Raw genomic sequence first — 9,344 nt, forward strand, 5'->3', positions numbered from 1 at the left:
CCCACCCCCTTAGTGCACACTTTCCACCCGTGGTAGCCATGAATCTGCTGGTCTACGTGTCAATATGCAATACCTCACAGCAAAAAGGCCCAAGTCGGGTTTCTTTCTATTGGTCAATTGGTTTAAAGTATGTTTTGCGCCACTCTCAACGCTCTTCTTTCGCTTTTCGACGCCCGTTTGCCCACCCTCTTTGAAAGCAGGTCACCGCCATGCCCGAGCACTCAAGCCGTGAAATCCTCGACAAGACCCAGGCCGGCCGAATCGTCGACGCCGCACGAATACGCGGCGGAAAGACGTGGGAGGACCTTGCCGAGGCCATCGACAAGCCGCTGGTTTGGGCCACGGCCGCCCTGCTGGGTCAACACCCACTGAGCGCTGCCGACGCAGAGGCCATTGGCACCCTGCTTGACCTCGACAACGACGTCGTCGAGTCCCTCCAACTCCAGCCCTACCGCGTGGCCTCCCCCGACCTCGCCTCCGACCCGACGATCTACCGCTTCCACGAGGCGCTCAACGTCTACGGCCCCGCCTTCAAGGCATTGATCCACGAGGAGTTCGGCGACGGCATCATGTCCGCCATCAACTTCAAGGTCGACTTCTCCCGGCGCCCGGACCCGGATGGCGACCGCGTGGTGATCACCCTCGACGGCAAGTTCCTCGACTACCGGTGGTGAAGGTTTGGTCTGAAGCAGTCCGCTCCCTTCCGACCAACGCCGAAACCGCCCGGCAAAACCCAGGCCGGCCGAACACGAAAACCGCGTTGGACTGAAGCAGTCCAACCCGGATTCGGCAGGTTCGCAGGAGCTGCTTGCCCTCGCGCACCCGCTGAAGCTCGAAACGCAGCTGCGCCTCGGACGGCGACTGCACGGGGAGGAACGACGCCTCGCGGTAGCGCCGCGATGCGGCTCTGCCGCGTCTGTACGGAGATCTACGACCCCAAAAGAGTTTTCATCCGTGAGTGATTAAAGAACTTCGCCCCTTGCTTTCCCCTGTCTCGGGGCCAGTCGGGGCGATCGTCGATTTGCCATTCGCCCGAGCGACTTCAGGTTTGAGCTGCGACAGATTCCACCGTCTTAAGTTACATCTAGCGTTACATAAGGCAGTTTTAGCCAAAAGGCTAAGCCCCCACCAGCGTTTCTGCTGGTGGGGGCTTACCTTAGTAGCGGGGGCAGGATGCAAAAGATGTCGCCAGCCACGTAGAAGCTGTGGAGCCTGGACAGGGCGGCACAGGCTCTGCAGCAGGTCGGGCTGATCGCAGCGAAAATGCCGGAGCTCATCGACGCGGAAAACCGTCACCTCACGAGCGCAGTCGAGAGCCTGAAAACGCCGCTGCAGAGCATGGCTCAGCTGCTCATGGTCGTGGTCGAGATGGTGGAGGGACCACTGAGTCTCAGCGACGACGCCGTAGCCAGGCTGAGCGTCAGCGTCGAGAAGCGGCTCAACGCGCAGCTGAGCGGACAGCTGCGCACACAGTTGAGGGAGATGGTGGATTGGAATTTTAGGGAACTGACGCCGGAGCTTCAGCGTACCGTGTCCGATGGACTGGAGTGTCTCGAGGGGAGGCAGCGGGCGCTTGCTCGAGAGCGTGAGGAGTGGGACAAGACTATCCAGGCTCTTGCTCGGGAGCGGGAGCGCTTCGATGCTGAAAACGCCTGGCGGTGTACATGGTGATTTCCGTGATCGTGGGCTGCGTTGCCACTACTGCCGTTTTCGGTTTCGGGTGGGGACTGCTGCAGGCGCTGGGATTGCCTGACGGTATCGGTGGCATGTGGGATCGTGCCTGGGGTGCTGATGATGGTGCTATCGGCATTGCCGGGGGTCTCGGAGTGCTTTTCTCCACAGTGAGCGTAATTGCCGTGCTGGGCTGGGTTACCCGTAGGCTGTGGACTGCACACGATGCCTGGCGCCCATAGTCAGCACCGGTCACCGTCGTGATGCCCTGCGTGCTATCTCATCCATCCGGCTATCTGCTGCGTGCTGATAGGCCATTGCTACACTGACACCACTATGCCCAAGGCGTGCCATGATCTCGGCCAGAGTAGCGCCTGCCTGGGCGAAGCGCGTGCCCGAGTAGTGACGCAATGAGTGAAAGTGTAAATCCTCTCTACCTGCACTTTTACGAGCAGAAAGCCAGTGATAGCGCACGCCTGCGTACGTGATCTCTGTCAATTTTTGTCCAGGCTCCACAGCTTCTACGTGGCTGGCGACATCTTTTGCATCCTGCCCCAAAAAGGACACAGTCCTGACGCCCGCGATTGATTTAGGTCCGTTAATCAATCGCTTACCGCCCTTGAGGGTCACCACCCCTTTCGTGACAGCAATCACGACGGCATCAACGTTGTTATTTTCATCCTTGATGATGGTGACATCGTCGGTGGTGAGAAGCAGAATTTCGCCGATACGCAGACCAGCAGCAGCCGCGATCAAGATGACATGCCGTAGCTCAGAAGGAAAAGCCCTGATGATTGCGTGAAGTTCATCATCAGTGGGAGGTGAAACATCAACACCCGTCTTGGCCTTGCTGCCCCCTCGAATGGTGCACGGCTGGCGTGGTATTAGGTCATCCTCCAGCGCAGTCTTCAGCACCGATTTAAAAAAGTCGTATTGGCGCGCCGTGGATGTCTCCTTACCGTCGGCGATGTTCCGTGAGTACCACTCACGCACACCGTCGCTTGTGATAGCCGTGAGGGGCGTTTCTGCCCACTCTGCCAGGCGGTCGTCTAGGTATCGCTCGTATTCCTCACGGGTGCGTGCTGAGAGAGGCTGCCCTCGCCGATTGGTGCGGTTAGCGATCCACCGCTCTGCATACTCCCTAAAGTGGGGATAGTGACACGTTCTATCGGCTTCGACGGATCTACCCAGCGCCCCTCGATGATTGCTGTGCGCTGAGTGGATAGCCAAGCTCGCGCCTGTGTCTTGGTGTCAAAAGTGTTGGGCGCTTTATACCGCTCCCCCTCGTGCGCACCGCGCTCTAAAGCGCCCAGACGGCAGCTTATCGATGATGCCCCAAGACTCACGTGACATGGTTTTTGCTCCTTTATTCCCGTGGTACCTGCGTGGTACTCCAATACCAGATTCCAACAGATTACAGCGGATTCCAGCGGATCAAAATAGCTTTTACCCTGCCCGTTCGGATTCACTACCAGCATACTACCACTGGTTCGACCCCAGTTGGAGGAGCAGACTACATCCCGCCCAGCATTGCGCTGACCGGGATTTTTCGTATACGCCACACAGCTCGAGTTCAGAGGGTTGCGGAAGATACAGGTTAAGTACAACGGGGACAGGAAAAGGGGCCTAGCCAATCAAGGCTAGGCCCCTTCCTTACTGCACTCTATGCGCTCGCTGCAGGCGCAGAAAGCGCTGAGCGAGCGTCAACGAGCAATTAGTCGTTGATGTAGAGGTACTGCTTGTTCACGAACTCGTCCAGTGCGAAGACGGAGAGCTCGCGGCCGAAGCCGGAGTTCTTGACGCCACCGAATGGCAGTACTGGGGAGTAGTACTGGCCCAGGTTGACGTGAATCATGCCGGTTTCGATCTGGTCAGCAACCTTGGTAGCGCGGTCGGCATCGTCAGAGAAGACGGCACCGCCCAAGCCGTAGTTGGAGTTGTTGGCCAGCTCTACGGCTTCCTTTTCGGAGGAAACCTTGTAGATCTCTGCTACTGGGCCGAAGAACTCTTCGTAGTAGGAGTCGGAACCAACTGGGACATCGGTAAGCACGGTCGGCTCGTAGTATGCAGCCGTCTCGTGCAGGTTGCCGCCGGTGCGAACCTTAGCGCCGTTTTCCACAGCGGTCTTAACCTGCTTGTCCAAGTTCTCTGCGGCATCGCGGGAGGACATTGGGTAGTACTGGTTATCGCCCGGCTGCGTTGGGTCAGCCTGCTTCATGCCCTCAGCAATGCGGACCATTTCATCAACGAACTCGTCGTAAATGTCGTCCATGACGATGATGCGCTTGTTGGAGGTACAAGCCTGGCCGACGTTCTCGATGCGCTTGACCCAAGCTTCCTCGGCAGCCTTGGTGACATCGGCTGCATCCAGAATGATGTAAGGGTCGGTGCTGCCAAGCTCCAGCACAACCTTCTTCAGGTTGCGGCCGGCGGTCTCAGCCACAGCGGCACCAGCGCGCTCAGAACCGGTCAGGGATACACCCTGGACACGCTTGTCCGCGATGATCTCTTCAATCTGCTCGTGGTTTGCGTAAGCGTTAATGTATACGCCCTCTGGCAGACCAGCCTCGCGGAAGATCTCCTCGATGGCTGCAGCAGACTTCGGGGTAATTTCGGCGTGCTTCAAGATAATGCAGTTGCCGTTCATCAGGTTCGGGCCGGCGAAGCGGGCAACCTGGTAGAAGGGGTAGTTCCACGGCATAATGCCCAGCAGGGTACCAATCGGCAGGCGACGGAGGGTGGCCTTACCACCTGGCACGTCAACCGGCTGGTCCTTGTTGTGCTCTGGGGCGTTGTCTGCGTAGAACTGCAGGATGTCGCCGGAGAAGTTAATTTCCCACTCGCCTTCTGGGGTGGACTTACCCATCTCCTGTGCGGCAATCTGAGCTAACTCGCCCTTGCGCTCCTTAAGCAGCTCCGCTGCGCGGGACACAATCTTTGCGCGCTCCTCAATTGGGGTCTCGCGCCAGGTCTGGAAAGCCTCGTTGGACTTAGCCAGAACCTCTTGAACCTGCTCATCGGTAAGGGTGTCGAATTTCTCTACTACTTCATTGGTAGCGGGGTTAGTTACCGCAAAATCCTTAGACATTAATGGATCCCTTTCTAATTGGTTTCTTGGAATCACTGTGGTGGCGAACACTCTTCGTGTGCGCCTGCCCACAAGAATACTCAAGTTCGATTGACGTGTCACCCATGAAAATGGGGATTCTTTTTAGGAGGCCGCGACGACCGAGCCGTCCTTCATCTTGATGCCCTCATCCTGCTTCATATAGGTGGCATCGCGGGTGAGCATCTGGCGCACCGCCTCCTCATTCTTCTGGATTTCCGCCTCGAGCGCCTCCGGATCTTGGCGGAGGAGATCGAAGCGCTCTTGCACCAGCGGTGCCTGCATTTCTAGGATGGGGCGCATCACGGAGTTGTCCACGCCGCAGGCATCGGCGACCTCATCGCCGTGAATGATGCGCACGTGTGCGGCGGTCCAGTCCGCCAAGGTGTCATCGGGCATGCCCGTGAGCTCCTTGGCATTGACGACGAATCCGTGCATGAGGGCATCGACAAGCTTACGAGACGACTCGTTGATCTCGCCGTCGACGGTGTGGATGGCGTCCATCGTCTCTTGGGAGGCCTCTACCCCATCTTCGCCTTCGAAAAGGTCCGTAGAAATGCCCAGCATGCGCCCGGCAATCTTCCACAGGTAGAATGCGTCCTTCTCTTCCTCAGCCGTGAGCTTCCAGCCCATGTTCTGCAAGCCCGCGTAAGGAATATAGGTGAAGTCGAACCAGGTGCGCAGCATGTCGAACTCGCTGATCGGCGCACCGTAGTGGGAGTAGTCCAACTCCTTGCGGGTGTGCACGCGCCGCACGTGTGCGTGGATGGCGCGCACCATGCCGGTGTGCATGAAGCCCTCGCCACCAGGCTGCAGGGCATCCGGCAGGTAGAGCGAATAGGTCCAGTTGGTGGTGTAGGCAAGGCGCTTGACGGCGCCATCAGTAAGCTCACCGGTATTGACCAGCAAGTCTGCAATCGCCGGGGTGGAATAGGTATGGACCAGCGAGCCCGGGCCCAGCGCCAGGCCGTGGCTGAGCGGCGGGATGGACAAGTAGACGCGGCGCCCGCGCTCCAACTTCTCGGCATCGATGCCATCGAGGGCCTTGGTCATGTCCTCGATGAGGGCAGCAACCTCCGGGAAGGTCTCCTCGTTGGCGGTACCGCGCGCCAGGGCATCGCGCAGGTTAGGCATGATTTCCTTGACGGTGTGGCCGCTGGTAAATAGTGCATCAGCTACTGGGTCCATCTTCCAGAAAGCCTCGTGGTATCGGTCGGCGCGCTCTTTGCCAAAGGTGGCGATGAATTCTTCTTTATCTCCGCGGCCGGCAGGCCACTCGCCTACGGTGCCTAGGGACATATTGGTGGTCATGGTGTTCTCCTCTGAGAATTTTGTGGAGATGGGTTAGCTGCGAGCTTCTTTAGAGTCATCGTGCAGCGTGTAATCGGACTTGGTCTCGGGCTCGTTTTTCGCAATGTGTGCCTTAATCACCGCGGTGACATCGGACCATGGCGGCTTATTCTTATTAGCGCGCTTAATCTTTGCTTTTTGCGCACCCGGCAGCTTGTCCCGCAGGCGGGCAGCCTTGGCTTCTGCCCGCGCTGCCCCCTGATAAAGCAGGGCCCACGGCTTGAGGTTCACCTTTTCCCAGCGCGTGCCCTTGACCATGAACTTGGTGTCTTCCACACCGCAGATGGTGGTCAGCGCCCCTAAGGCCACATTGGGGACCAGCGGGTGGATGGTTTCAAGAATGCTCATCAAGGCGGTGGCTACGCGCTCGTGGTAGGTGGAGGAATATCCGCCATTGGCGTAGATATAATCCGTCATCTTGCGCATTTCATCGCCGGTCTTGGGGATGAGCCGCTCTTCAGCACCCATCATATAAAGGATATATCCCCAGTACTGGGCCACATCGTCCCAGTCCTGGCCGGAGTGCGGGCGGCCAAAGCGCTCGTCGATGGCCAACGGCATCATCCCGAACCATCCCTCACCGGAGACCAGGAAGCTGGAGCCGATCGGCCGGCCGAATTCGTTGTAGTGCTCCTTGCCCCACATCTTTTCCAAGCCGCGATTGGCCTGGGAGTGCAGCAGGCGCACGCGCACGGCAGCCTTGCGGCCTTCACCGAAGCGGTCAAAGACGTCCTTCTTGCCCAAATCCGTGAAGAATTGCGCCGTTTCAATAGAACGCTGCATGGCTTTGAACTCGAACATCCCAGTCTCACCCGTGGCCGCCGAGGTGCGGTCCTCCATCGTGGTGGCCCAGTATGCGAAGGCAATAGCCAGAACCTCTGAGGTGCGGGTGACGTTGTAGTAAGCCACGCGGCCGCGCTCTGCGGCCTCAAGATCCAGCCACTCCGGAATGCGGTCTACCTCTTTAAAGAAGTCCACCAGTTCCGGGGCCGGGTCCTCTACCGTCTCAATGCCGTGATTGAGCGCCTGCTCAAACTTGGCGCGCGATTCCTTGGCACCGTCGCGGCGGAAGGCCTCTGCCAGCTTTTCACCGGTCTCATCGGTCTGCCACATGTGGTCATCGAGAAGCTTGGTTTGCAGGCTATCGTAGCCTGCCCACTCATCTTCTACCGTGTGCCAGGAGTCAAAGACATTGTGCCGAAGCTCCGACCAGCCTGGGGCCGCGGTGCGACGCTTCGGCGCCGGGCGCAGGTCCATGCCATCGCGGTAGAAGTAACGGAAATCCTCATAGGGATTATCGGACATGGGCAGGACCTTTGGTTCCGCCTGCGACGTGTTGGCAACGTCAGAGGTATCTGTGGGAGCAGTCATTGTGTTTTATTCCCTTCCTTATTATTAGGCCTTGGTAACTAACAGCGAATACAGCAACTAGTTCCGGCGGGCTTCCTTAGAGTCATCGTGCAAAGTCCACTCGGCCTTGACGTCTGGCTCATGGTTGTTGATGTGCTCTTGTACTTCTTCCAACGCATTGATCCACAGCGGGCGACCTTGCGCGGCGTTGTGCTTCTTGTATTCCTCCGCGCCAGGCTTTTCATCGGCTTCGCGAGCTTCCTTTGCCTCCGCGCGCGCCTTGGCTTCGAAGTCTTTGGCAGCCTGGGAAAAGTCCATATCGGCCCAGCGGGTTCCTTCCACCATGAACTTGGTGTCCTCTTCTCCTACCAGCGTGGCCAGCGAGCCCAACATTTCTAGTGGAAGGTCTGGATTCATCTGTTCCACGATGGACATCAGCGCCGTAGCCACCCGCTGGTGGTACGTCGAAGAGCGCCCGCCGTTTGCGTAGATGAAATCAGTCATCTTGCGCATTTCATCGCCGGTCTTGGGGATAATGCGCTCTTCCCCGCCCATCATGTACAGCACATAGGCCCAGTACTGGGCCACATCGTCCCAGTCCTGGCCGGAGTGGGGGCGACCGAAAAGTTCGTCGATGGCCAGCGGCATGAGCGCAAACCAGCCTTCGCCGGAGACCAAGAAGCTGGAGCCAATCGGCCGCCCGAATTCGTTGTAGTGCTCCTTGCCCCAGAGTTTTTCCAGACCGCGATTGGCTTGAGCGTGCAGCAAGCGGACGTGGACTGCGGCCTTGCGGCCTTCCCCGAAGCGGTCGAAGACGTCCTGTTTACCTAGGTCCACGAAGAACTTGGAGGTCTCCAGTGCACGTTGCATGGCCTTGAACTCGAACATCCCGGTCTCGCCGGTGGCCGCAGAGGTGCGGTCTTCCATGGTGGTGGCCCAGTAGCCAAAGTTGAAGGTGAGAAGGTCCGCGCTCGGTGTGGCATTGTAATAGGCAACGCGCCCGCGCTCAGCGGCTTCAAGGTCGATCCAGTCCGGGATGTTATCGACCTGTTCGAAGAACGCCACCAATTCCGGCGATGGATCCTCAACGGTCTCGATGCCTTCATTCAGCGCCTGCTCAAATTTGGCGCGCGATTCCTTTGCACCATCGCGGCGGAAGGACTCCGCTAAAGCAGCGCCCTGCTCATCGGTTTGCCACATGTGATCATCGAGCAAACGTGTTTGCGGGGTGTCATAACCTTCCCACTCATCATGGACAGTGTGCCAGTGATCGAAGATATTGTGACGCAGGGTAGACCAACCAGGCTTGTCCACGCGGCGTTTCGGCGACGGGCGCAGATCCATGCCATCGCGGTAGAAGTAACGGAAATCCTCATAGGGATTATTGGACATGGGCAGAACCTTTGGTTCCGTCCGAGTTTCGGTAGGAGCAGTCATGGGGAGTAAACAACCTTTCCAATCTTGGTGCTACACCACACATATTTCCTATCTATGTGGTCCAGTTCACCATTTAGCTGTGTCCGTAAGCTTATAGAGAGATTGCCCTCAACTGCAATGAATTTTTAATCCAATTTTCTGAGAAATTACCGACCGCCAACGCCGCCGCTACACCCGTCTTCACAGGACCTATCCCCTCCTGCGCAAATAGCAAAAATGGCAATCTTGGCAGATTTTGCAAACCTGTTGCCCGCTCACCCCATTTAGGTGTACTAAGCGCACACATGTCCGCTATGCGAACGAATTTGTAACCTGTATCTCTCTTCAGGCTGTACCATGACGTGCATTACATACTGTGAATTGGCAATAAACCACAGCCACGAAAGTGAGGTCTATTCACCCCTATGCCTAGTTCCCCTTCCCAACCCGC

General features: G+C 57.8%; 9 protein-coding genes. 3 read left to right on the plus strand and 6 right to left on the minus strand.

The window, feature by feature from the left end:
* Nucleotides 1-209: 209 nt before the first annotated feature.
* The 3 genes from cynS (at nt 210) to ABRP84_RS11040 (ending at nt 1,913) form a co-directional block, all read left to right on the plus strand.
* Nucleotides 210-674: a cyanase gene (gene cynS / locus ABRP84_RS11030; protein WP_023023344.1), complete on the plus strand. Its 465-nt coding sequence runs from the start codon at nt 210-212 to the stop codon at nt 672-674.
* Between the two features lie 589 nt (nt 675-1,263).
* Complete coding sequence (locus ABRP84_RS11035; protein WP_023023346.1) at nt 1,264-1,671, plus strand: hypothetical protein; 408 nt, start codon at nt 1,264-1,266, stop codon at nt 1,669-1,671.
* Nucleotides 1,665-1,913 (plus strand): hypothetical protein, encoded by a 249-nt coding sequence (locus ABRP84_RS11040; protein WP_023023348.1) that lies wholly within the window; start codon nt 1,665-1,667, stop codon nt 1,911-1,913. Before ABRP84_RS11035 ends, ABRP84_RS11040 begins: the two co-directional genes overlap by 7 nt.
* A 10-nt stretch (nt 1,914-1,923) precedes the next feature.
* Here ABRP84_RS11040 and ABRP84_RS11045 read toward each other — a convergent pair whose 3' ends face one another.
* The 6 genes from ABRP84_RS11045 to ABRP84_RS11065 all read right to left on the minus strand — a co-directional run bounded on the left by ABRP84_RS11045 (nt 1,924) and on the right by ABRP84_RS11065 (nt 8,914).
* A complete protein-coding gene (locus ABRP84_RS11045; protein WP_349853816.1) occupies nt 1,924-2,664 on the minus strand; it encodes a tyrosine-type recombinase/integrase in 741 nt (246 codons plus the stop codon).
* Nucleotides 2,665-2,720: 56 nt separating this feature from the next.
* Nucleotides 2,721-3,149, minus strand: coding sequence for a hypothetical protein (locus ABRP84_RS11325; RefSeq protein WP_502879643.1), 429 nt, complete (start codon nt 3,147-3,149; stop codon nt 2,721-2,723).
* 236 nt (nt 3,150-3,385) lie between these two features.
* Entirely contained in the window at nt 3,386-4,759 is a 1,374-nt protein-coding gene (locus ABRP84_RS11050) for an NAD-dependent succinate-semialdehyde dehydrogenase (protein ID WP_023023352.1), read from the minus strand.
* Nucleotides 4,760-4,882: 123 nt separating this feature from the next.
* Complete coding sequence (locus ABRP84_RS11055; RefSeq protein WP_023023354.1) at nt 4,883-6,088, minus strand: oxygenase MpaB family protein; 1,206 nt, start codon at nt 6,086-6,088, stop codon at nt 4,883-4,885.
* Between the two features lie 33 nt (nt 6,089-6,121).
* Nucleotides 6,122-7,498, minus strand: a complete 1,377-nt coding sequence (locus ABRP84_RS11060; RefSeq protein WP_023023356.1) for an oxygenase MpaB family protein — start codon at nt 7,496-7,498, stop codon at nt 6,122-6,124.
* A 57-nt stretch (nt 7,499-7,555) separates the two neighbouring features.
* Nucleotides 7,556-8,914: an oxygenase MpaB family protein gene (locus ABRP84_RS11065; protein WP_023023358.1), complete on the minus strand. Its 1,359-nt coding sequence runs from the start codon at nt 8,912-8,914 to the stop codon at nt 7,556-7,558.
* Nucleotides 8,915-9,344: the final 430 nt, after the last annotated feature.

The sequence above is a fragment of the Corynebacterium sp. KPL2861 genome (genome assembly GCF_040225475.1).
GTDB lineage: Bacteria > Actinomycetota > Actinomycetes > Mycobacteriales > Mycobacteriaceae > Corynebacterium.

Coding starts and splice junctions, on each gene's coding strand:
- ABRP84_RS11055 (WP_023023354.1), bottom strand. CDS start 6,088: ATGACCACCAATATGTCCCTAGGCACCGTAGGCGAGTGGCCTGCCGGC.
- ABRP84_RS11035 (WP_023023346.1), top strand. CDS start 1,264: ATGCCGGAGCTCATCGACGCGGAAAACCGTCACCTCACGAGCGCAGTC.
- cynS (WP_023023344.1), top strand. CDS start 210: ATGCCCGAGCACTCAAGCCGTGAAATCCTCGACAAGACCCAGGCCGGC.
- ABRP84_RS11050 (WP_023023352.1), bottom strand. CDS start 4,759: ATGTCTAAGGATTTTGCGGTAACTAACCCCGCTACCAATGAAGTAGTA.
- ABRP84_RS11040 (WP_023023348.1), top strand. CDS start 1,665: ATGGTGATTTCCGTGATCGTGGGCTGCGTTGCCACTACTGCCGTTTTC.
- ABRP84_RS11325 (WP_502879643.1), bottom strand. CDS start 3,149: ATGCTGGTAGTGAATCCGAACGGGCAGGGTAAAAGCTATTTTGATCCG.
- ABRP84_RS11060 (WP_023023356.1), bottom strand. CDS start 7,498: ATGACTGCTCCCACAGATACCTCTGACGTTGCCAACACGTCGCAGGCG.
- ABRP84_RS11065 (WP_023023358.1), bottom strand. CDS start 8,914: ATGACTGCTCCTACCGAAACTCGGACGGAACCAAAGGTTCTGCCCATG.